Origin of the sequence: Sphingobacterium paramultivorum (assembly GCF_014109745.1) — a bacterium.
In the GTDB taxonomy this organism is placed as follows: Bacteria; Bacteroidota; Bacteroidia; order Sphingobacteriales; family Sphingobacteriaceae; genus Sphingobacterium; species Sphingobacterium paramultivorum.
The window spans coordinates 5,478,340-5,500,710 of the sequence record NZ_CP058555.1; the positions used below are offsets into that span (position 1 = coordinate 5,478,340).

Annotated in this window: 15 protein-coding genes; 10 read left to right on the plus strand and 5 right to left on the minus strand. The window is 40.1% G+C overall.

The window, feature by feature from the left end:
- Nucleotides 1-30 precede the first annotated feature (30 nt).
- Together HS960_RS22780 and HS960_RS22785 are read left to right on the plus strand one after the other, a co-directional pair.
- Nucleotides 31-1,197 carry a glycoside hydrolase family 76 protein gene (locus HS960_RS22780; RefSeq protein WP_182330679.1) on the plus strand — a complete coding sequence of 389 codons (1,167 nt, stop codon included), beginning with the start codon at nucleotides 31-33 and terminating at the stop codon, nucleotides 1,195-1,197.
- Between the two features lie 385 nt (nucleotides 1,198-1,582).
- On the plus strand, nucleotides 1,583-2,476 hold the full coding sequence (locus HS960_RS22785) for an alkaline phosphatase (RefSeq protein ID WP_182330680.1): 894 nt from the start codon (nucleotides 1,583-1,585) through the stop codon (nucleotides 2,474-2,476).
- Nucleotides 2,477-2,545: 69 nt separating this feature from the next.
- Here HS960_RS22785 and nrdF read toward each other — a convergent pair whose 3' ends face one another.
- From nrdF to HS960_RS22805, 4 genes are all read right to left on the minus strand, one after another.
- A complete protein-coding gene (gene nrdF, locus HS960_RS22790; protein WP_070570180.1) occupies nucleotides 2,546-3,532 on the minus strand; it encodes a class 1b ribonucleoside-diphosphate reductase subunit beta in 987 nt (328 codons plus the stop codon).
- A 132-nt stretch (nucleotides 3,533-3,664) separates the two neighbouring features.
- On the minus strand, nucleotides 3,665-5,770 hold the full coding sequence (gene nrdE, locus HS960_RS22795; protein ID WP_153844284.1) for a class 1b ribonucleoside-diphosphate reductase subunit alpha: 2,106 nt from the start codon (nucleotides 5,768-5,770) through the stop codon (nucleotides 3,665-3,667).
- Entirely contained in the window at nucleotides 5,730-6,137 is a 408-nt protein-coding gene (gene nrdI / locus HS960_RS22800) for a class Ib ribonucleoside-diphosphate reductase assembly flavoprotein NrdI (protein ID WP_053003630.1), read from the minus strand. The genes nrdE and nrdI overlap by 41 nt, the downstream gene beginning before the upstream one ends.
- A 34-nt stretch (nucleotides 6,138-6,171) precedes the next feature.
- The gene (locus HS960_RS22805; RefSeq protein ID WP_046673718.1) at nucleotides 6,172-6,405 is read right to left on the minus strand and encodes a thioredoxin family protein; all 234 of its coding nucleotides are present in this window, start codon (nucleotides 6,403-6,405) and stop codon (nucleotides 6,172-6,174) included.
- Between the two features lie 461 nt (nucleotides 6,406-6,866).
- Between HS960_RS22805 and HS960_RS22810 the strand changes: the two genes are divergently transcribed.
- The 8 genes from HS960_RS22810 (at nucleotide 6,867) to HS960_RS22845 (ending at nucleotide 21,692) form a co-directional block, all read left to right on the plus strand.
- Entirely contained in the window at nucleotides 6,867-9,269 is a 2,403-nt protein-coding gene (locus tag HS960_RS22810) for a S9 family peptidase (protein WP_182330681.1), read from the plus strand.
- 243 nt (nucleotides 9,270-9,512) lie between these two features.
- The gene (locus tag HS960_RS22815; RefSeq protein ID WP_159727369.1) at nucleotides 9,513-10,382 is read left to right on the plus strand and encodes an AraC family transcriptional regulator; all 870 of its coding nucleotides are present in this window, start codon (nucleotides 9,513-9,515) and stop codon (nucleotides 10,380-10,382) included.
- Between the two features lie 469 nt (nucleotides 10,383-10,851).
- On the plus strand, nucleotides 10,852-13,866 hold the full coding sequence (locus tag HS960_RS22820) for a SusC/RagA family TonB-linked outer membrane protein (RefSeq protein WP_182330682.1): 3,015 nt from the start codon (nucleotides 10,852-10,854) through the stop codon (nucleotides 13,864-13,866).
- A gap of 51 nt (nucleotides 13,867-13,917) precedes the next feature.
- Nucleotides 13,918-15,543, plus strand: a complete 1,626-nt coding sequence (locus HS960_RS22825; protein WP_159727365.1) for a RagB/SusD family nutrient uptake outer membrane protein — start codon at nucleotides 13,918-13,920, stop codon at nucleotides 15,541-15,543.
- 142 nt (nucleotides 15,544-15,685) lie between these two features.
- Nucleotides 15,686-17,506: an aryl-sulfate sulfotransferase gene (locus HS960_RS22830; protein WP_228280112.1), complete on the plus strand. Its 1,821-nt coding sequence runs from the start codon at nucleotides 15,686-15,688 to the stop codon at nucleotides 17,504-17,506.
- Nucleotides 17,507-17,537: 31 nt separating this feature from the next.
- Entirely contained in the window at nucleotides 17,538-18,752 is a 1,215-nt protein-coding gene (locus HS960_RS22835; RefSeq protein ID WP_153844278.1) for a glycoside hydrolase family 130 protein, read from the plus strand.
- A gap of 114 nt (nucleotides 18,753-18,866) precedes the next feature.
- Complete coding sequence (locus tag HS960_RS22840; RefSeq protein WP_159727361.1) at nucleotides 18,867-19,766, plus strand: endonuclease/exonuclease/phosphatase family protein; 900 nt, start codon at nucleotides 18,867-18,869, stop codon at nucleotides 19,764-19,766.
- 42 nt (nucleotides 19,767-19,808) lie between these two features.
- A complete protein-coding gene (locus HS960_RS22845) occupies nucleotides 19,809-21,692 on the plus strand; it encodes a sodium:solute symporter family protein (protein WP_159727359.1) in 1,884 nt (627 codons plus the stop codon).
- Between the two features lie 125 nt (nucleotides 21,693-21,817).
- Here the strand turns inward: HS960_RS22845 and HS960_RS22850 are convergent, their stop codons facing one another.
- Nucleotides 21,818-22,333: a DUF2911 domain-containing protein gene (locus tag HS960_RS22850; protein WP_153844275.1), complete on the minus strand. Its 516-nt coding sequence runs from the start codon at nucleotides 22,331-22,333 to the stop codon at nucleotides 21,818-21,820.
- Nucleotides 22,334-22,371 lie beyond the last annotated feature (38 nt).

The following is a 22,371-nucleotide window of genomic DNA, read 5'->3' on the forward strand; positions in this document are numbered from 1 at the left end:
GGGTGTCTACTATTCTTTTACCTAAAACACATGAAAAGATATTTTACGTTGTTTCTCTTGAACTTTATTGGTGCAACCTTATTTGCACAAAAAAATAATTTTCAAAACTATGCTATCCAAACTTTAGATAGCATCTATAGCAAGTTTGGAAATACCAAGAATCAGCTCTTGGCTGAAAAATATCCATTTGACGAAAACTTTAAAGCCGATTATCTGGATAATAATCAACAGGCAGCGCAGCATAAGAAATATGCTTACCTCTGGCCTTTCTCGGGTAGTTTCTCGGCTGTAAATGCCTTGATGGAATTGCCAAAAACAAAAAAGGCATTTCAGTTCATACTCGACAAAAAAGTCCTGATGGGGTTACAGGAATATAGGGATGAAAGTAGGTCGCCTATTGGCTATGCTTCTTATTTAAATACAGCTCCTCCCTCGGATCGTTTTTATGACGATAATATCTGGTTGGGTATCGATTTTACAGATAGCTATATCCATACAAAAAAAACAAATTACCTGACTTCGGCCAAAGAGATCTGGAATTTTGTAAAGAGTGGGGAGGATGATAAATTAGGCGGTGGCGTTTATTGGTGTGAACAGAAAAAGGAATCTAAAAATACGTGTTCGAATGCACCAGCAAGTGTATTTGCACTTAAGTTATTTATGGCAACCAATGATAGGTACTATCTGCAAGAAGGGGAGCGTCTTTATGAATGGACAAAAAGAAATCTTCAGGATCCCGAAGATAAGTTATATTGGGACAATATGCAGCTCAATGGAAACATTGGAAAAGCTAAGTTTTCGTACAACGCCGGACAAATGTTACAGGCGGCTACATTGCTTTATAAGTTAACGAAAAATAAACGGTACCTCGAGGATGCACAACAGCTGGCTGAGGCATGTTTAGGCTATTTTTTCGAAACGAAGGAGAAATTGGATTTTCCAAAATTGAAAAATAGCAATTTGTGGTTTCATGCTGTTATGATGCGTGGTTACATAGAGCTCGCTGTAGTGAATGGCGACCAAAAGTACCTCACAGTGTTTGTGAAGAATCTTGAATTTGCCTGGCAGCATATGCGCGATAAAGAAGGATTATTTAGTGCAGACTGGACCCTGAAAGATCAACATAAATCGAAATGGCTGCTCGATCAATGTGCTTTTGTCGAAATGTATGCACGGTTGGCAAAAGCTGGGTATTAAAATCGATGTAAAACGGTATAAGGTTAAGACGCTGAAAATAACTTTTCGGCGTCTTTTTTTGTTCTGTAACATATTGGTTAGAGAGATTAAATAATGTTTACTTAACATAATAGACGCTGTAAAATTTCTATTTTTGAGGTAGGTCAACTTATTACCAGCGTGACTTGTAAAATATGATCGATAAACCTTGATCTAGCATGTGAACGATTCATTGGATAGGCGGGAACATCAGGTTATTTATTCTGGATACAAGAAAGCTTGAGGAGGTTGCGTACTGATTGAATACCAAGTTATTTTATTATGAAACCATCATGATTTATTCAATCACATTAGGGAATGAATAAATCTGATAGCTTCATCGCAATTGAAAAAAAAAATTATACAGATGAAAATTAAAAATCTATTATTACCATTGATCGTACTGGGGCTATCCACAAGTGCGGTATCGGCACAGAGCAAAAAGATCAAACACGTTGTTTTAGTTGGTTTTGACGGTTTTGGAGCTTATGCTTTACCAAAAGCGGAAATGCCAAATCTTAAAAAGATGATGCAGGAGGGGACATATAGTACACATGTACGTACCGTATTACCTTCCTCTAGTGCTGTAAACTGGGCTTCCATGATTATGGGCGCTGGTCCTACCGCGCATGGATATACAGAATGGGATAGCAAGACACCCGAAATCCCTTCTACAACCAAAACAGCAAACGGAATGTTTCCTTCCTTATTTAATGCTGTTGCCAGCAAAAATCCCAAGGCACAGTTTGCTGTGGTACATAGCTGGCCGGGTATAGGCTATTTGATCGACAACAAAGTCGTGCAAAAGGTCATTAACACCAAGGATGATGATGAAGCGGCTTTGAATACCACCGTGGATATCATAAAAAAGGAGAAACCGACGATTACTTTTGTGCATTTCGACCAACCTGATGGTGTAGGCCATAATATCGGGCACAATACACCGGAATACTATGCTGAACTAAAACAGGTCGACAGACGTATTGGTACCTTACAGCAAGCTGTAAAAGATGCAGGAATTGCAGACGAAACAATTTTTGTTATTGCTGCGGATCACGGCGGTACCGGAAAAGGACACGGTGGTAAATCGCTGGCCGAGGTGGAGATTCCCTGGGTAATGACCGGACCTGGTGTGCCAAAAGGGAAAGAAATCAAGGAAACTTTGATGATTTATGATATCGCGCCTACGTTAACATGGTTGCTTGGTGCACCGCTTGATGCCGCTTGGCGCGGACAGGCGATCAAAGCATTCCAACAATAGTCGTTGCCCGTCAAACAAAAAGCCCCAAAGAATTTTCTTTGGGGCTTTTTGTTTGACGAACCGTCAATATTATATATCTACGACCACATCCATTTTGAAGTCATCATCTTTTAGATGGACAATTTCCGTTGCTTTTTCGTAGTTAGTTGATTTCTTAGAGAAGAAGTCATGTTGTGTCGTTTCAGTATTCAAACCATTCAATACGATTGGGTTGACTTGTTTTACTTCGAAGATCGGATCAAAGCCCAAATTCATCAATGCTTTGTTGGCATTGTAACGAACATATTCTTTTACCTCTGCAGTTAAGCCAACTTCAGTATAGATCTCTTCTGTATATTTCAGCTCATTTTCATACAAATTGTAAAGCAAGGCCAAGAAACGAGCTTTTACCTGATCTTGATTTTTTAATTTTTTGAATTGATCTTGGGCTATTAATCCAACGAATACACCATGAATTGATTCGTCTGCGATAATTTTCTTAATGATATCGGCAGAAGCAACCATTTCACCTTGGCCACATAACCATAACGGCAAGAAGAATCCAGAATAGAATAAGAATGACTCCAATAATACGGATGCAGCCATCGCCATATAAATCTCTTCGTCCGAAGCATCTTCTTTATCGATCGCACGGTAGTAGCCATCAATCGTTTCTGCTTTGTATTGAAGATATTTATTTTGTTGAACCCATTCGAAAATGTCGTTTATTTCGGCGGTTGTAGAAACTGTCGTGAAAATAGTGGAATACGATTTTGCGTGGATAGCTTCCATCATACACATATACGACAATACAGCTTTATTCTGTAATGTATCGATATGATCGATGATTTTAGGCATACCAGTATGGCTTTGAAGGGTATCCAATAGGGTTAATCCTCCTAAAGCTTTTTTATACGCATCTTTCATTTCTGGACTGATACGTTTCCAGCTATCGATATCTTTTGAAGGAATGTATTCCGTATCGATCCAGAATTGACGGATATTTTGTTCCCAGAACATCAATACATAATCGTTCTCAGGGGTATTCCAGTTGACAGCTTTATATGTTTTACTCATTTTTAGTTTAAAGTATTAGGCATTTATTATCACGTATTTGGATTGTTGATTTTAGATAAGCCAAAAGCCGCCAATGGCGTAGGCAACTTTTGACTTTCTCCCATTATATATCCAAATACTAAAATCTCAAAATTAAGCTGAACAAGAGACACATTCGTCGATGGTCGATTTTCTTGTCCGTGTATAATAAAGGGATTTCAATCCCAATTTATGTGCATAGATATAATATCTAGACAAATCTCTTGTCGAATCCTTTGAGTTTGTATGCAAAATTGTAGACACACCCTGATCAATATGGCGTTGGATAACCGAGATCAATTTTAAGACCTTGAATTGATCCATATCATAAGCCGATTTGAAATAGAAATAATTATCGTTTGTCAAGTATGGCATTGGATAGTAAGTTGTACTATCTCCATACTCACGTACCTCAATGATATCTACGATTGGCATAACTGATGCGGTTGCATTCATGATATACGAAGTCGATTGATTTGGAGCAATAGCCAAACGGTAAGCATGGTAAATACCATGTTCTTTGATTTTTGCTTTTAATTCCAACCAATCTTCTACTGTTGGAATATGTATTCCTTCAAATAACTCCGTTACCTTAGCTGTTTTAGGTATGTAATCGCGGTTTATGTAATTGTTGAAATACGTGCCATCGGCATAGGCTGATTTTTCAAATCCAACAAATGTTTTACCACGTTCTTTGGCAATTTCCATCGATGCTTCCAATGAATAATAGTTCATCATCATAAAGAAGGTATTGGCAAAATCCAGCGCCTCGTTAGATTCATACATGATGAAGCTTTTTGCAAGGTAACCATGGAGGTTCATTGCACCAAGCCCTACAGAATGTAACTCACGGTTTGCTTTTGCAATAGATGGAACCATATCGATATTGGTCACGTCTGTAACGACAGTCAAAGCACGCATAGCCGTTTTTACGGTCTCTTTGATACGTTTGTTGTCCATTACAGTCGCAATATTTAAGGAGCCTAAGTTACAGGAGATACCATAACGGATCGTATCCTGTTTGCCATAGATCTCAATATCGGATACTTGAGATACTTGCATGATTTCAGTACACAAGTTCGAGAATTTCACTTGACCGATTTCATTCAATGCATGGGCACGGTTGGTGTTCTCTTTGAAGAAAATATAAGGATATCCTGATTCTTTTTGTGTCTGTGCAATTTTAACTAAAAGGTGACGGGCATTGATTTTTTTCTTTTTCACGTTTGGATTCGTGATCAATTCGTCGTACATCTTGTCCATATCCATCTCATCCAAGAATTGTCCATACTCTTGCATCACCGTATGTGGGTAGATCAAATAGCAAGGTTCATCTTTTTCTGCCAATTCCATGAATTTATCAGGAACGATGATACCGATCGACAATGATTTGATACGTACTTTTTCGTCAACGTTGATTTTTTTACAATCTAAAAATTCTTCGATGTCAGAGTGGAAAATATTGAGGTATACTGCACCAGCACCCGGACGTTGTCCCAACTGGTTAGCATATGAAAATGTATCTTCCATAATCTTCATGATTGGAAGTACACCGCCGGCACGGCCTTCAACACCTTTGATAGCTTCTCCGCGAGCACGGATTTTAGAGATATTGAACGATACACCACCACCGATAGAAGACAATTTCATTGCGGAATCAACAGCATAACCGATACCATTTAAGTTGTCGCCGATTTCATCCAAGAAACAAGATACCAATTCACCCGAGCGTTTCTTTCCTGCATTTAAGAATGTAGGTGTCGCTGGCTGATATTCTTGATTGATCATGATTTCTGCGTACTCAATTGCTTTTTGAACACCCTCTTCTCTTGCCAAGAATAAGGAAACAGCAACTACACGGTCTTCATAACGCTCTAAAAACTTCTCGCCAGAGTCATCACGTAAAGCGTAGCTCTGGAAGAATTTGAATGCCGCCATAAAAGATTCGAAACGGAATTTCTTCGCATACACATAGTTGAATACCGTTTCCATTTCTTCAAATGTAAACCATTGGTAAAAGTCAATATAATAGTTGTTTTCTACCAAATAGTCTATTTTTTCTTTTAATGTATAAAAGAACACTGTGTTCTTATTTACATATTCCAAGAAATATGCACGAACCGCTTCCTTATCTTTATGTAAGCTGAATTCGTCATCATGCTTAATCATGATTTCATTATTAAGCAATATCCAGTTTTTTGCTACTTCGTTTGCTACCATCGCAAAAGTTCTTTAAGATGTCAATAAATTGATTAATATCTTCCATTGTTCCGGACAGTTCAAATTTGAACGCCAGTGGAATGTCGAAATCCTGTGAAATGCGATCAGCTGCTAGACCAAAATTCGGTCCCCAGTTGCGGTTGCCGCTGGAAGTAACAGAATAGATATTTTTAGCTTCGCGTTTCATGAATTCTTTTGTGTTTTCGGGCACCTGTCCAAAATTTGTGGTGAAAGTGACCAAATGACCAGGGTCTTTTACCGTTAAATCGGCGGTGATCTTATGAATTTGCCAACCCGTTATCTGAGCTACTTTATCCATAAAACGTTGTACGTTCCCCGTTCTAGAATCATAATAAATGTGTATCATGTCACTGTTTCATTTTAATGATACGCTGAATTTATTAAAGTGCAATGGCAGCCAATTCCTCTGGTTTAAAGCCAATGATACGGTGTTGAATCTCTTCATTTTCCAACACAATTACCGTAGGAACTGTGCGGATTTTGAATCTTGCGGCCAAGTCTGGTTCATCAAAAGGATTAACCGTTTCATATTGGATACCTTTTTGATCCAAATAAGCCGATACTTGTGCACAAGGAGCACAATCGTTTTTCTCAAATTTGATAATTCTTGCCATGTTTACTTGTTTATTTTTTTATTCCAATCTTTATAGAAAAACTCGGTACGGAGTTAATGGTATCAATTTTAATTGGGGAGACCAGATTTAAGGTGCATCTGGCCATTTAAAATAGACAATTCATCAAAAAGAAAAGTCTGTGTTTCGATACTTAAAAACTTCGTTGAGTTGCCAATTCTTTCATTAGCTTAACAAATATCTTATATTTTCTTTCGATGCGGTAGTTTGACTTTTCCACATTTTGGGTAAAAGTTTGTCAGAGAATGCGTTTGCTGCAGATTAGTGTTTGTAAGTTGTTGATTATCTTAGTTTTGAAAATGTGGATAACTTTAAATTAGTAAATTTTACCACTATTTTACAAATGATTTAAGTTTAATTTTAGTGTCATAAAAAAGCTACAAAGCTTGCTTTTTTATGAAAATTTTATTACTTTATTTTGCCCTAATTTGAAAAATAAATTTATGAAGAAACTATTCTATGGTCTCTTGCTTCTAGCGTCGCTACAGACGCAAGCGCAGGAAAACATTACCTTTCAAAAACCCTCTACAGAAATTTTGGCCTTAGCCGATTATGTGCGCCCCCCTCAAATAAAGATTTCAAGCGATAGAAATTGGATGTTATTTACGTTCCGGCCTACATATAAAAGCCTGGCAGACTTAGGCCAGGAAGAAATGAAACTGGCTGGATTGCGGATTAATCCTAAAACGAACATGGAAAGCTCGACAATCTTTTTCGATAAGATTGCCTTGAAAAAAATAGGACAAAATATGGAATTTTCCGACTTCACGGGGATGCCCGAAAAAGCGGCGATGGCCAATTTTGTGTTCTCTCCAGACAATAAGCGTTTGGCATTTAGCAATACAAATGAAAGTGGAACGGCCTTATTTGTCATTGATCTTGCAACGCGAAATGTCAAACAGTTGACAGCTTACAATTTGAATGGAACATTGACAGCACCATTTCAGTGGCTGAGAAATTCTTCCGGTTTACTGATTACAAGCCTGCCAAAGGATAGGGCTGCACTGTTGGATCCTTCAAAAGATTTGCCGACGGGACCTATTGTCTCAACAAGTGATGGGAAGGTGTCCCAATTGAGGACATACCAAGACCTGCTTAAAAATCCGCAGGATGAAGTGAATTTTGAAACATTGGTGCAATCCAACCTTGAACTTGTAGATCTGGACGGCAAGATTTCTTCCTTTAAAGATAAAGCCATTTATACGGGGATCAGTTTCTCGCCGGATGGTGAGTATGTGATGATCACGACGATCGCAAAACCTTATTCCTACGTAGTTCCGGTCTCGTCTTTTCCACAGCAGGTTCGTATATATGATCGATCGGGCAAGGAAATAGCGCTGGTGAATGAGACAGCCTTGACAGAGGTAATGCCCAAAGGTTTTTCGTCGACACGATCGGGAAAACGTGCCTGGCATTGGCGGAGTGATCAGCCAGCTACGTTGGCTTATGTAGAAGCCTTGGATGGCGGGGATGCGAACAAACCTGCGGAGTTTCGTGATGCCTTATATACTTTATCTTACCCTTACAATGGTGCGGGAAAGCTTATTTTTAAAATCAAAGACCGTTATGCTGGTGTAACATGGGGGAATGATAAATATGCATTGATCAATTCGCAGTGGTATGATACGAGAAATGCAAAAACTTTTGTGGTGAATCCTTCCTCGGGAGAATCTAAACTATTGCATGACCGGAACAGTCAGGACGTCTATAATGATCCGGGAGATGTGTATATGGAAAAAAATAGTTTAGGCACTTATTCGATGTATATAGATAAGGATAAAGCGTTGTTTGTAGGTAAGGGTTTTACTAAAAATGGTGAGTTTCCTTTTGTGGATGAGCTTGATCTGCATTCATTGAAGAAAAAACGCATCTACACTGCTCCAGCATCTGAACTGCAGGAACGTATCACCCAACTAGTGAACCCTAAAACTGGTGATCTGTTGATTTCGCTTCAGTCGGCATCGATTTATCCGAATTATTTCATGAAAAATATGAAATCGGGAAAACAGGTGACACTCACCACGTTGGAAAACCCGTTTAAGTCTTTGGAAAAAGTTCATAAAGAGATTTTAAAGTACAAGCGCAATGATGGAGTCGAACTTTCCGGAACATTATATTTACCTGCCGGTTATGATTTTACGAAGAAAGAGAAGTTGCCTCTGCTAATGTGGGCTTATCCACGGGAATATAAGGACAAGAATACAGCCGGACAAAGTACGGCGAATCCGAAGGAGTTTACCTTCCCAAGTTATGGATCTTTTATCTACTGGGTATCGAAGGGGTATGCTGTATTGGATAATGCGGCCTTCCCTATTGTTGGAGAGAGAACAAAAGAACCTAATGATACCTTTATTGAACAACTTGTGGCAAATGCCGAAGCTGCAATTGATGCGGTAGATCATTTGGGTTATATCGATCGGAAAAAAGTTGCTGTGGGTGGGCATTCCTATGGTGCGTTTATGACAGCACATCTGTTGTCCAATTCAAAATTGTTTGCCGCAGGAATAGCGCGTTCTGGAGCATACAATCGGACCTTAACACCATTTGGTTTTCAGAGTGAACAACGTAACTTCTGGGATGATCCAGCATTGTATATGACGATGTCTCCATTTGTGAGTGCTGATCGGATGAAAACCCCACTTTTGTTGATTCATGGCGGAGCCGATAATAATCCCGGAACATTCACCCTGCAGACAGAACGCTATTTCCAGGCCCTGAAAAACTTGGGGGCACCTGTGCGAATGGTTATTTTACCACGTGAAGCGCATGGTTATGTTGCCAAGGAAAATATCTTCCACTTACTTTGGGAACAGGATCAATTTTTGGAAAAATACCTTAAAAAATAAGGTGAAAATCAAAACGAATATAAAAGGTTGCCGTAAAAGGCAACCTTTTTTGTTGCTCAAGTTTCGCTTAGATGGATCGATATGCTTCACTTGATCTGCGTTAACCTGATTTGGATACCCCGAAGTTAGGGCTCAACTTTGGCAGGCTCCTGTTGGCCGGCCGGCAAATGTGCTGAAGTACCAATGGATTATACATATTATTTTTTTAAGTTTGGGTAATTTACTGGAGGGGAAAATCCAATTATGAGACCTGATATATTTAGAGAGAAATCGCCATTATCTTCCGATGACTGCTTTGTGGTCTTCGATCGGAGAAAATCTTCTTTTACGTTTCCTGTACATATTCACCCAGAATATGAGCTCAATTATGTTGAGGGGGCAGTGGGGGCACAACGTATCATTGGCAACTCGATAGAGTCTATTGGCGAGCGGGATCTGGTACTCATTGCAAGTCCTGAGCTTGAACACGCTTGGAAAGATGGCGATTGCCAATCGAATGATATTCATGAGATCACGATTCAGTTTCACCCTTCGTTAATTGAACAGTATCTGGATAAAAAGCAGTTTGCAAGTATACAGCAGTTATTATCCAAAGCTTCACGTGGTGTAGTTTTTGGTAAAGAAACAGTAGATCGGGTATTACCGCTGTTACGCATACTGACTTTGGAAAGGGATGGATTCTATTCGGTTATGAAACTTTTGGTGTTGCTGTACGAATTGTCCAAGGGTGAAGATATCCGTGTATTATCTACTGCGACCAATACAGTGCTGAGCAATAGCGAATTGATGATGGGACGATTGCAGGAATATATCGTTACCCATGTAAATAGAGAATTGAGCCTTCCTATGGTTGCCGCGGTGATGAACATGAGCAAATCAACATTTTCCCGTTTTCTGAAATCGACTACAGGGATGAATTTTACCGATTATCTGCTCGATTTTCGGATCAATATGGCTGTGCGACTACTAAAAGAAGAGACCTTGATTGCCGATATTGTCGAACAATGTGGCTTTAACAGCGTTTCGTATTTCTATCGTGTATTTAAAAAGAAAAAGGACCTCACTCCCGTCGAGTATAGAAATAGTCTCCGCAAGCAACAGATGATCATCTAATTTTTTCTTTTTCCATTTCTCTTTTTTAGATAAACGAAAGATCTATATACGTCTATCTAAATAAAGTCAACTATTCTGTGAATATGGGGGCGTTTCAACGCTATTTAATTATTGATTACCCCTGTTCCTCTTGCTAGATAATTCAATACAAGTGAGTCTAAAGTTCAATAAAGCGACCTTTCTTTGTTTTTAATGTACTGTTTTTTAATTATTTACGGTATTGTTCTGTTGCCTCATTTTTTTTCCTATTTTATTGTCATTTCTATTTTGCGCAATCGTTTGTGTTGACATTTTTGTGTTTTTCCCAGGAGAAATATGAATGAAAAGTACAATACAAATGAGTTGATCTTGCTATTTACGGCTTCTCCTTTTCTCTAATTTCGTCAAACAAACCGATATAAGAATACCAATTAAGTATAGACATATTATACAAACCATCTATTTATTGTAAACCTTAAATACACACAATATGAGAAAAACAGCTTTACTACTCTTACTTTCCACTTATGGGAGCTTAGCCTTTGCACAGCAATCCCAAAAGGTGAGGGGCAAAGTCCTCGATGCGGATAATAAGCCAGTGGCAGGAGCTACGGTCAATATCAAGGGCAGCGCCAGCGGAACGAAAACAGATGCCGATGGTTCTTTTACACTTGATGTTGCGAAAGGCAAAACCTTAAAAATTACCTACGTGGGGATGAAGGAGCAAGAGGTGCTTGTCAATGATGAATCAATCTATAGTGTTGTACTTCAGTCGGGTACGGAATTAGATGAAGTTGTGGTGATCGGCTATGGTACGGTGAAAAAAAGTGATTTGACTGGTGCAGTGGCATCCGTGACGGGCAAGGATCTACAATCTAATTTAGCTAAAAGTGCTTCAGGAGCATTGCAAGGTCGTATTGCTGGTGTGAGTGTGTCAAACGCAGGTGGAAGTCCAGGTTCTGGTATGAGTATTAATATTCGTGGGCTAAGTTCGCTAGGTAATAATGCGCCGCTTTATGTAATAGATGGTGTATTCGGGGATATCAATATAGTTGATCCAAATGATATTGCCTCATTGGAAGTATTGAAAGATGCGTCAGCAGCTGCGATCTATGGGTCAAGGGCAGCAAATGGTGTCGTTATCATTACGACTAAAGGTGGTAAAAGGTCCTCTCCGGCAACTCTTGGGATAAATGCTTATACAGGTATTCAGAGTCTTCCAAAAAAAATGGATTTGATGGATGGACCACAATGGAAAAAATTCCAAAAAGATAATGGCTATTTACCTACTCAAGCAGAAAGCTTCAATGCGAATACAGATTGGCAGGATGAGGTATTTGACACTGCTCCAGTGAATAAGGTGAATTTGGATATTGCTGGTGGAGGAGAGCGGTCTACCTATAATGTGTCTGCAGGTTATTTGGATCAGCGAGGGATTTTGAAGACAACCGGGTATAAAGCTTTCAATATACGGACAAAGAATACGTTTAGTTTTTTCAATGACCATGTTCGTGTGGGGAACACATTTTTGATGAAATCAGGCGACCGTAAATTTTCTGATCTAACAATTACAGATATTTTACGTCAAAATGCGCTGCTTCCCGTATATGATTCAAGTGTTAGAGGAGGATATGCTACTTATGCTCCTTGGATGAAGAATCTCGAAAACCCAGTTGGTTATTTAAATCTATACAATAAACATGTCTATCAAACGGATTTCATGTTGAATGGTTACGCCGAGGTAGACTTGTTCCTGAAAGGTTTAAAATATAAATTAAATATGGGGGTGAATAGGACAACCGGAAGAAATTATAATAAAAATGATGCTTATACCTATGGCGCAGATTTACGTAAATCTTCTTTAAGTGAAAGTGCCTTTTTTAATAACCAATGGCTTGTTGAAAATACCTTACATTATGATAATACTTTCGACAAACATACTATTTCAGTTTTGGCAGGATATTCAGCACAAGAGAATACCAATAGAGGATTTGGAGCCAGTCGAAACAGCCTTCCTTTAGGAACGGATGCGATTGATGCAGCTTCTCCGGCAGAACAGACAACTTCAGGAAGTTTAAATGAGTCCGCGTTGATATCTCAATTTGGTCGTTTCATGTACAGCTATGATAGCCGCTATTTGTTGACGGCTTCATTGCGTCGTGATGGTTCTTCTAAATTCGCTGATGGTGCGAGATACGGTGTATTCCCTTCTGTTGCAGTAGGCTGGAATGTCATGAATGAAAAGTTCTTTGAATCGGCAAAAGGTACAATGAATGAACTTAAGCTGCGTGCTAGTTATGGTCGATTAGGTAATCAGGAGATTCCAAATTATACCACTCAGAGCATCACTTCATATGGTATAAACTATATCCAAGGAGGGGTTTGGTGGCAAGGTGCCAGCACTGGTATTAATTGGGTTTCTCCTCGAAATCTAACTTGGGAAGAAACAGCTACCAGCAATATTGGGGTTGATATGGCATTTATGCAAAATAAGTTGAATATCAGTGCTGATTATTATGTTCGTGAAACCAAAGATATTCTATTGGGGATCAATCAACCGCCGTCAGCTGGCTTAAAGGGAGCGCCTACATTGAATGCAGGAACGATTAGAAATAACGGATTTGAACTTTTAGCAACCTATAAAAATTCAATCGGAAATGTAAATTATAACATTGGTGTCAATGCTTCAAAGGTAAAAAATGAAGTGAAAGCCGTAACGGTTGGAAATGTACAGGAATTTGGTGGATATAACCCACAGGGCGAAGGGACAATCACCTGGGCTAAAGTTGGCTATCCAATTGGTGGTTTCTGGGTGATAAAAACCGATGGCCTTTTCCAATCTGATGCTGAAGCTCAGGCTTACAAATCTGCAAATGGAACGACAATCCAGCCAAATGCTAAAGGAGGAGATATAAAATTTGTGGATTATAACAACGATGGAAGAATAGACAACAATGACCGTCAATATGTAGGAAGTCCATTTCCAACATTAGCTTATGGGATCCGTGGTGGGTTAGATTATAAAGGCGTCGATTTTGCGTTTTTCTTTGATGGAATGTATGGCAACAAAATTTACAACTATACCAGAGCCCGTATGGAACAGACTAATGAAGTGAACAATCACTCGAGTAGTCTATTGGATTCGTGGACACCGAGCAATACAGATACGGATATTCCACGCTACAGCAGAGAGGATCAAAATGACAATAAACGCAGAGTGAGTGACCGCTGGATGGAAAGCGGTGCATTTTTCCGTCTTAAGACGATAGAATTGGGCTACACATTGCCATCACAATGGTTGAGCAAAGCGACATTGAAAAATGGAAGGATATTTTTGGCGGCGGACAACTTGTTTACCGTCACAAAATACAAAGGTTATACTCCGGATTTAGGGCAAAATAATGGCGATAATGGAACCCCTTCGGGCGTATTGACAGCGGGTACAGACCATGGTCGTTTTCCATTAGCAAGAACTATTATGTTTGGTATTCAGGCTAATTTTTAACGGCAAAGCCAATTTTTAGATCATAAATTTTATTTCTTAAATACGATATAGATGAAATCTTCAATAAAAAAATATACGACTGCAGCGACATTTCTTCTGTTATTGGGAAGTTGTAAGTCAGACTTTTTAGATCGAGTTAATCCTAATCTTCCTGTAGAGGAAACTTATTGGGCTCTTGAATCTGATGCTCAGGCGGCAATGCCTACAATTTATTCGCCGATACGTTCCCAAATGTCAGGATACTATGGTGCGTATGGCGGTTATCAAACAATGAATCGAGCGGATGATATGTGGTTCCTAACCGGAGAAGAACCTTTTACGTGGGAGTATGTTAATTTTTTAAACTCTCCAGGTACTGCAGAAAGTGATTTTGGTAGTTTATATACGGGGATTAATAGAGCCAATGTGTTTTTAAAGAATGTTCCTCGGGTTTCCATGGACGAAGGCAGAAAGAATGAGCTGATAGGTGAAGCGAGTTTCTTACGCGGTATGTATTATTTTCTATTAGCAGCTAATTATGGTGATGTACCATTGCGTTTGCTCCCTGCAGGAGATGATCCAGATGGTGTCAACAAAGCATCTTCTCCAGAAGCTGATGTATGGAAACAAGTTATTGCAGATTTTAAAGTCGCCAAAAATTATCTTCCTGTAACACGACCAGCTGCTGAGGCAGGGCGCGTGACTAAGGGGGCAGCGGTGGCCTATTTAGGTAAGGCTCTTGTTTATACTAAACAATATTCGGAAGCAGAGACAGAACTGAAAGCACTGTTGAGCGCCCCTTATACATACGATCTAGTTGCGGACTTTGATGATAATTTTAAAGAAACAACTAAATTAAATAAAGAGTCTGTGTGGGAATTGGTTTATGATAGTCGATTTGGTGGTGATGGAAACTGGGGCGTTGATTGTGCATCCTGTGCGATGGGATTTGTACTACCCAATTTCGCAGGGCCAGATGGTACTGGAGCTTGGTTCAAGTTAATGCCTGGGGCAGCTGTTGTTCGCGATTTTACCAGTGAAGAAAGACCGATTGGTGCAGATACAAAATTTGACAAAAGAATGTACACAAGTTTCTTTTGGAAATATTCAGACTATGAAACTGGCCTGACTGACGGAGCTTGGTTTGGTAACTTGTCATTTGACAAACTTTGGGATAATGCAAGTGCAAAAAGGCAACGTGGCGAGCCCGTTTTTCCGGCGGTTAATGGAAAACAAGGCCGTTTCTTAATCAAAAAGTATACTAATTTCTATAAAAATGTCGCTGGCGCCAATAGTATGTATGATGCATCAAATAGAAATAACAATCTTCGGGTATTTCGTTTTGCAGAAGTACTTTTGCTACATGCAGAAGCATGTGCTAAAAACGGAAATTTGGGTGGTGCAACATCTAGTTTAAAACGCATCAGAGATAGAGCAGGATTAGCCAATAAAACTTGGGCAAATGCTGATGCATTAATGAAGGAAATTATCAAGCAAAATGAACTGGAGTTTTTCTTCGAAGGACATCGTTTCTTTGACTTGAAACGTTGGTATACTCCTACAGAAATGAAGCAGGTTTTTGTGGATAATAAAAAACAAGGAGCCAATAATTTCCAACCCAAACATTATTATTTACCTATTCCTGAAGGGGAAATCAATACCAATACCAAGATTCAACAACATCCATTGTGGCGATAGGTCACTATAGTACTTCCGACAAGGTCGGAAGACAAATAAAAATTTATTCTCGATTCCACAGTTGAGTGTTAGTTTTTTCCGGTAGGGGAGTAGATGCCTCTGCCGGAATACTTTTTGAAATTTCTTTTAAACAATAATATGTATGATTGCAGTACAACGGATGGGTAGATTTTTCACTACTTTGATTTTGCCACTTATATGCTTTGTTCTGTTATTTTTTTCCTGTAAGAAAGATCGGGAAACAACGAATGAATTATCTTCCAAGCTGGCATTGACATCCAAAATTGATGCTGGAGAATTGTTGCTTGATGTCAATCAGCATACACTAGAGTATGTTTTCAACTTTGAGAAGGGAGCCGTAAATGTCCCCGTAAAAGATATTCTCAAGATAACTTCTGATCTGGCACATTGGCGTACAAAACTCTCCTTTAGCGACGGGTCGGAGGTGGAGGTACCTACCAAAGGTACTTCGCTCGATTTTATTGTTGAAAATATTAAACTCGATCCTTCGGGTTATAATCCACTGTCGGCCATGGTAAATGTATGGTTACCGACCTATGGTCGAGTACGGGTGACTGTGCATGGTAAGCATGGCAAATTGGGTGCCATTACGCATTTATGTAACGATGATACACCACGTCAAAACGTACCGATATTAGGCTTATATGCCGATTATGATAATGTGGTCGATCTTGCTTTTACTGACCGGGAAGGCAACGAGCGCGGTAGCACAACGATACATATTGTCACACAAGCTATAACAGTACAAGACTTTCCCCAATGGAAGATTGTCAAGGGGCAAACCGAGAAAATGGAGCCTGGGATCAATTTGGTGAGTTATCCTGGTCAGAGTGAATTAGATACTTCTTTACCTTATATGATTGATAACGAGGGGGAATTGCGTTGGTTGTTGCTGTTGAAAAAATCGCCTGATTTACAGAAGTTTTCCGGATCGATAGGCCTTAAGCGGACCAAAAAAGGGACCTTTATTTCCGGTGATCAGTCGCAACAACGTGTTGTTGAAATTGATCTCTTTGGAAACTTGGTCAATCAATGGGATCTAGCAAAACTTGGCTATGGATTTCACCATGAGGTTAGTGAAGCTGCCAATGGTAATTTCTTGATCAATGTAACCAAAGTTGCGGCACGTTTAAATAATGGCGAACCGCGTATTAACGACTTTATCATCGAATTGAATCCACAAACAGGTGTCTTAGTTAATGAATGGGATCTTGCCAAGCAACTGGATACAACGCGTTATATCAAGCCCGATGGTATTACGCCACCGGCCTTCTCGCAGAGTCCAAATAATTGGGCACATAATAATTCAATTACAGAAATTGGCGAAGATTTATTGGCCACGGCACGTTATCAGGGGATTTTCAGTTTTAATCATTCGGGAGTGACGCAATGGATTATATCGCCCCATAAAAATTGGGGAGCCAAATATCAGACCTTGTTGCTTAAGCCAATTGCCGAAGATGGCACTGCAATTACAGACCCAGCAGTGATCAATGGAGATGCTGCGGTTGCAGGTTTTGATTGGCCTTGGGGGCCACATACACCTGTCGCGTTGAGTAAGGATCGTATTTTGGTTTTTGACAATGGGTATAACCGGCAATGGAAATCAAATTTTGCTCCCGGGGTGAAAAGCTTTAGCAGGGTAGTGGAATATAAGGTTGACCTGACCAATAGAACGGTACAGCAAGTATGGTCTTATGGAAAAGATCGTGGCACGCAAGGCTTTTCACAGGCCATATCGGGCGTACAATATTTGGGGCAAACTGGACATGTTTTATTTTGTCCGGGTATGGGGGTAGCAACTTCTATTGGTTTGGGCGGACGTGTTGTGGAGATTGATCCGAAAACAAAAGAAGTGATATTTGATCTTGAGGTCGCTACTGGTAGCGGTACGGCATTCCATCGTGTGACCCGTATGCCGCTTTATCCCGAAAACTTGTAAAGTAACTATTTTTTTGAACTGAACTAAATTTATGGCCGAATCATTTGAACGTCAGCAAGCTTATATTATCGAATCACAACGCTTATTATTGGAGAGAACTAATGTTGAACTGTCTAATCCAGGAAAAATTGTTAAGCGTTATTTATATCCTGTTGTTACCAAAGAACATATCCCGTTGACCTGGCGTTACGATTTTAATCCCTTGACAAACCCGCTTTTTCTAGAGCGAATCACCTTCAATTCAACAATGAATGCGGGGGCACTCTATTGGCAAGGAAAGTATCTGTTGTTTGTTCGGGTTGAAGGGGCTGACCGGAAATCATTTTTTGCGATAGCAGAAAGTGAAAATGGGGTGGATAATTTTCGTTTTTGGGATCAGCCATTGGTACTTCCAGATTTGGATAAAGAGGAAACAAATGTATATGATATCCGGCTGACTGCTCATGAAGACGGTTGGGTGTATGGTATTTTTTGCAGTGAAAAACGCGATGCAGCAGCTGCTCCGGGGGATCTCTCCAGTGCCGTTGCTTCTGCAGGGATCATTCGATCAAAAGATTTGAAGCACTGGGAGCGTTTACCCAATCTGAAAGCGAGCAGTCAACAGCGAAATGTCGTATTGCACCCCGAATTTGTACAGGGGAAATATGCCCTCTATACACGGCCACAAGATGATTTTATCCTAGCAAAACGTGGTGGCGGAATTGGATGGTCATTGATTGATGATATTAAAAATGCCATTGTTGTTGAAGAACAAATTATCAACAAACGTTTTTATCATACGATTAAAGAGCTGAAAAATGGTGAGGGCCCTGCGCCTTTAAAAACGGAGAAAGGCTGGCTACACCTTGCCCATGGCGTAAGGGGGACGGCAGCAGGGTTACGTTATGTGCTCTACCTTTATCTCACCAGTCTGGATGATCCAAGCCAATTGATCGCCGAGCCTGCGGGTTATCTGATGGCTCCGGAGGGAGAAGAACGGATCGGTGATGTTTCCAATGTGTTGTTTTCTAACGGTTGGATCATGAATCCCAATGGCATGGTTTATATCTACTATGCATCGAGTGATACACGAATGCATGTTGCCGTATCCTCGGTTGACCGGCTTTTGGATTATTGTCTAAATACAGCATCCGACGGTTTGCGCTCGGCAACCTCGGTTGACAATGTCCTCCAGCTTATTGGTCGCAATGCGCTATATGTTATGGAATCTGGAATTTGTTCCCGAAACGGTGTGAAACGGGCCTGATAATAGGATGTGAAAATTGAAAGCCGGTCTCCTATTCTAGATCGGATAGCCCGGCTTGTTGTTAGTTATAAAGGCTTATTGTTAGTTATAAAATCGATATTTAGGAGTATATAAATGAAAGATCTGATCAAGTTTTATGGAGTGATTGCTTTACTCTTGCTGTGTTTGACAGTGAAATCTCAGGCCGATCAACCGCTAAAGATAATATCTTATAATATCTGGAATGGATTTGAGCATACGAAAGCAAGATCGGATAAATTTGTCCATTGGATGGAACGACAGCAACCGGATATTGTTGCTTTGGAAGAACTGGTCGATTTCAAACAGGCCGATCTTCAACAGCTGGCCGAATCCTACGGACACCACTACAGCGTCTTACTCAAGGAGAAGGGCTATCCAGTAGGGATTACATCTCGCTACCCGATTACCCTGATCAAAGCCCAGGTGGATGAGTTTTGGCATGGTATGTTGCATGTTAAAATTAAAGATATTGACATTATAGTCACACATCTCAGCCCTTTTTCCTGGAAGTATCGATTAAAAGAAGCACAGCAGATTGTGGATTATATCAAAAGTAATTCCTTGAATAACTGTATGATCATGGGGGACCTCAATGCTTATTCTCCATTGGATGCAATTTGGCTGGAACACAAAGCACAACTGAGAAAGAATTTATCGAATTGGGATCAAGCGCATCCAGAATATGGCAATATGCGTGGCCAGCGTTTTGACTATAGTGTGCTGTCGACTTTTATTGCTGCAGGTTTTGATGATTGTATCGGACGTACTGTATTTCCAGAAAATAAGCGGGTCAGTTTTCCTACAGCAACACTATATGGCTGGAATTGGGGCGACAGCCGATTAGCTGAAGTGTCGGAAAGGCTAGATTATATCTTATTGTCGGAGCGATTGTCGCCTTTGGTTCAGAAGGTCGAAGTGCACAATGGTCCTGATCTCGAAGGAATATCAGATCATTACCCAGTTTCGGTCGTGATTGGCCAATTGGAGAAGTAGAAATATAATTGTAGATTGCGGTTGACCACGAGAAGAATATTCATGGAACTTTCCGTAATAGATATAGTGATCATTGTCTGTTATTTGCTGACGATGATTGTCATTGGCCTGATTCTTAAAAAGCGAGCTTCTAAGGATCTCGACTCTTATTTCTTGGGAGGGAAGTCACTTCCTTACTATATGCTTGGTATTTCTGATGCATCGGGGATGTTCGATATTTCGGGCACAATGTGGATGGTTTATCTTGCCTTTGTCTATGGCCTCAAGAGTATGTGGATTCCTTGGTTATGGCCTGTCTTTAATCAGATTTTCCTGATGGTTTACCTTTCGATATGGCTGCGGCGTTCAAATGTTTTGACGGGAGCTGAATGGATCCGAACCCGTTTTGGGCATGGTAAGGGTGCAGATGGAGCTTACACCATTGTCATTCTATACGCTATTGTAGCAGTATTGGGTTTTCTATGTTACGGCTTTATCGGAATCGGTAAATTTATGGAGGTATTCTTCCCCTGGGAACAGCTTTCGCGGTTCATTCCCTTAACTATTGACCCGATGTATGTTCCCCAATTATACGGCATGTTTTTTACTGCTATCACGACATTTTATGTCATGCTTGGCGGCATGCATAGTATCGTTTGGGCAGATATGGTGAAGTTCGCTATCATGATTGTATCCGGCATTGCAATCGCAGTGATTGCAATGCAGCAGGTAAGTCCTGAATTGTTGGCCGCCAATACACCTGAGGGATGGGACTCTCCCTTCTTTGGCTGGCATTTGGATATGGACTGGAGTAACGTACTCCCTTCTATTATGGATAGAATAGCCGATGATCAATACAACCTGTTTACCATATTTGTGATGATGATGCTTTTCAAAGGTATTTTCATGAGTATGGCTGGGCCCGCGGCAAACTATGATATGCAAAAGATTCTTGCTTGTAGGTCACCAAAAGAGGCCGCATTAATGAGCGGTTCGGTATCTGTTATCTTGCTGATCCCGCGTTATCTGATGATCATGGGTTTTACGGTGTTAGCGCTTGTGTTCTTTCGGGATGAGTTTACAGCAATGGGAAGCCATATGGATTTCGAGATCATCTTACCCAAAGCAATTAGTCGTTTTGGGAAGGTTGGATTGACAGGTTTACTATTGGCGGGACTTCTGGCTGCTTTTATGTCTTCTTTTGCTTCAACGATAAATGCGGCGCAAGCGTATTTGGTCAATGATGTCTTGCTGAAATTTTTTTATCGTTCGGCTTCGCCTAAAAAACAGATTCGTTTGAGTTATATTGTTTCTGTTTCTGTGGTTGTCTGTAGCACGATCATCGGATTATATGTCCAAAACATCAATTCGGTGCTGCAGTGGATCGTTTCGGCACTCTATGGTGGATATATCGCCGCGAATGTGCTTAAGTGGCATTGGTGGCGATTTAATGGGACGGGATTTTTTTGGGGAATGTTGACCGGTATATTCGGCGCAATTATTCTGCCTCAGTTTTTCCCACATACTTTGCCGCTTTATTATTTCCCCTTTTTGTTTGTCCTATCGTTATTAGGTTGCTTACTTGGAACTTGGTTATCTAAGCCAACTGAGGAATCTGTGTTGGTTGATTTTTATGTTCGTGTTCGCCCATGGGGCTTTTGGGGGCCAATTCACCAAAAAGCATTGCAGAAATACCCTGATCTTAAAAGAAACGATCACTTTAAGCGTGATTTATTTAATGTTGGGGTGGGGATTGTATGGCAATGTTGTTTGACATTGATCCCGATGTATATTGTTATTCAACAGGGAAAGGGCTTATTGACCAGTGTACTGATATTGGGTATTACCACACTGATTCTTAAAAAGAACTGGTATGACAAGATGTGCCGCGATGAGGCTGAATACGATGCTTTTATGATAAAATACGGAATGAATAAAGCGGATTGATAAGTAATTAAGTTCTTAAAATGGGGCTGAAAGAAGCGAAGAATCATGTAATCGGACGGCCCGTTGTTTGATTAAAAAATCGTTCACTCGTACCGTACCGATTACATTGATAATGCGTTTTTAATTTAGTTGCTCGCTTTCACCGTAAATGGAACGACATACTGTCCCCACTCCAAAGAAATAGTTCCTTGTGGAGTCGCATTGATCTTAAATTGTTCCTGTGAATTGCTTGCTGTGGCATTGCTAACAGAAACACGTAGGGCATCTTCGTTGGCATCATATTTTGTTCCCCACTGATTCCACACTTTATTAAACATAATTGTTGTTTCGTGTTCTCCAGGGATACTGTAAAGACCATATTTTCCAGCGGTTAATTTCTTGCCTTCAACCAATACATCTTTATTAAATTCGATGGTGGTCGCTTCATTCGCTCCAGTACGCCATACAATGCCGATAGGGGCGATATCAACACCAAGCTGACGGCCTTTCAAAGAAGGGCGGCTATAATTAATGTCGATCGTGACACCATCGGTGGTGGTTACTTTGGTGTTGTCTGGAGGACTCGGGCGTTTACTTTTGTCGGTCTGGGCAAAGGTAAGTTGACCTATTAAGGTCAGGATTGTTAAAATTAGTACTCTCATTTTTCGTATATTATTGATTAAACAATTAAACTTAGATA

What these genes read in the sequence shown, in the direction of transcription:
- HS960_RS22780 (WP_182330679.1), top strand. Translation starts at nt 31, where the DNA reads ATGAAAAGATATTTTACGTTGTTTCTCTTGAACTTTATTGGTGCAACC.
- HS960_RS22785 (WP_182330680.1), top strand. Translation starts at nt 1,583, where the DNA reads ATGAAAATTAAAAATCTATTATTACCATTGATCGTACTGGGGCTATCC.
- nrdF (WP_070570180.1), bottom strand. Translation starts at nt 3,532, where the DNA reads ATGAGTAAAACATATAAAGCTGTCAACTGGAATACCCCTGAGAACGAT.
- nrdE (WP_153844284.1), bottom strand. Translation starts at nt 5,770, where the DNA reads ATGGTAGCAAACGAAGTAGCAAAAAACTGGATATTGCTTAATAATGAA.
- nrdI (WP_053003630.1), bottom strand. Translation starts at nt 6,137, where the DNA reads ATGATACACATTTATTATGATTCTAGAACGGGGAACGTACAACGTTTT.
- HS960_RS22805 (WP_046673718.1), bottom strand. Translation starts at nt 6,405, where the DNA reads ATGGCAAGAATTATCAAATTTGAGAAAAACGATTGTGCTCCTTGTGCA.
- HS960_RS22810 (WP_182330681.1), top strand. Translation starts at nt 6,867, where the DNA reads ATGAAGAAACTATTCTATGGTCTCTTGCTTCTAGCGTCGCTACAGACG.
- HS960_RS22815 (WP_159727369.1), top strand. Translation starts at nt 9,513, where the DNA reads ATGAGACCTGATATATTTAGAGAGAAATCGCCATTATCTTCCGATGAC.
- HS960_RS22820 (WP_182330682.1), top strand. Translation starts at nt 10,852, where the DNA reads ATGAGAAAAACAGCTTTACTACTCTTACTTTCCACTTATGGGAGCTTA.
- HS960_RS22825 (WP_159727365.1), top strand. Translation starts at nt 13,918, where the DNA reads ATGAAATCTTCAATAAAAAAATATACGACTGCAGCGACATTTCTTCTG.
- HS960_RS22830 (WP_228280112.1), top strand. Translation starts at nt 15,686, where the DNA reads ATGATTGCAGTACAACGGATGGGTAGATTTTTCACTACTTTGATTTTG.
- HS960_RS22835 (WP_153844278.1), top strand. Translation starts at nt 17,538, where the DNA reads ATGGCCGAATCATTTGAACGTCAGCAAGCTTATATTATCGAATCACAA.
- HS960_RS22840 (WP_159727361.1), top strand. Translation starts at nt 18,867, where the DNA reads ATGAAAGATCTGATCAAGTTTTATGGAGTGATTGCTTTACTCTTGCTG.
- HS960_RS22845 (WP_159727359.1), top strand. Translation starts at nt 19,809, where the DNA reads ATGGAACTTTCCGTAATAGATATAGTGATCATTGTCTGTTATTTGCTG.
- HS960_RS22850 (WP_153844275.1), bottom strand. Translation starts at nt 22,333, where the DNA reads ATGAGAGTACTAATTTTAACAATCCTGACCTTAATAGGTCAACTTACC.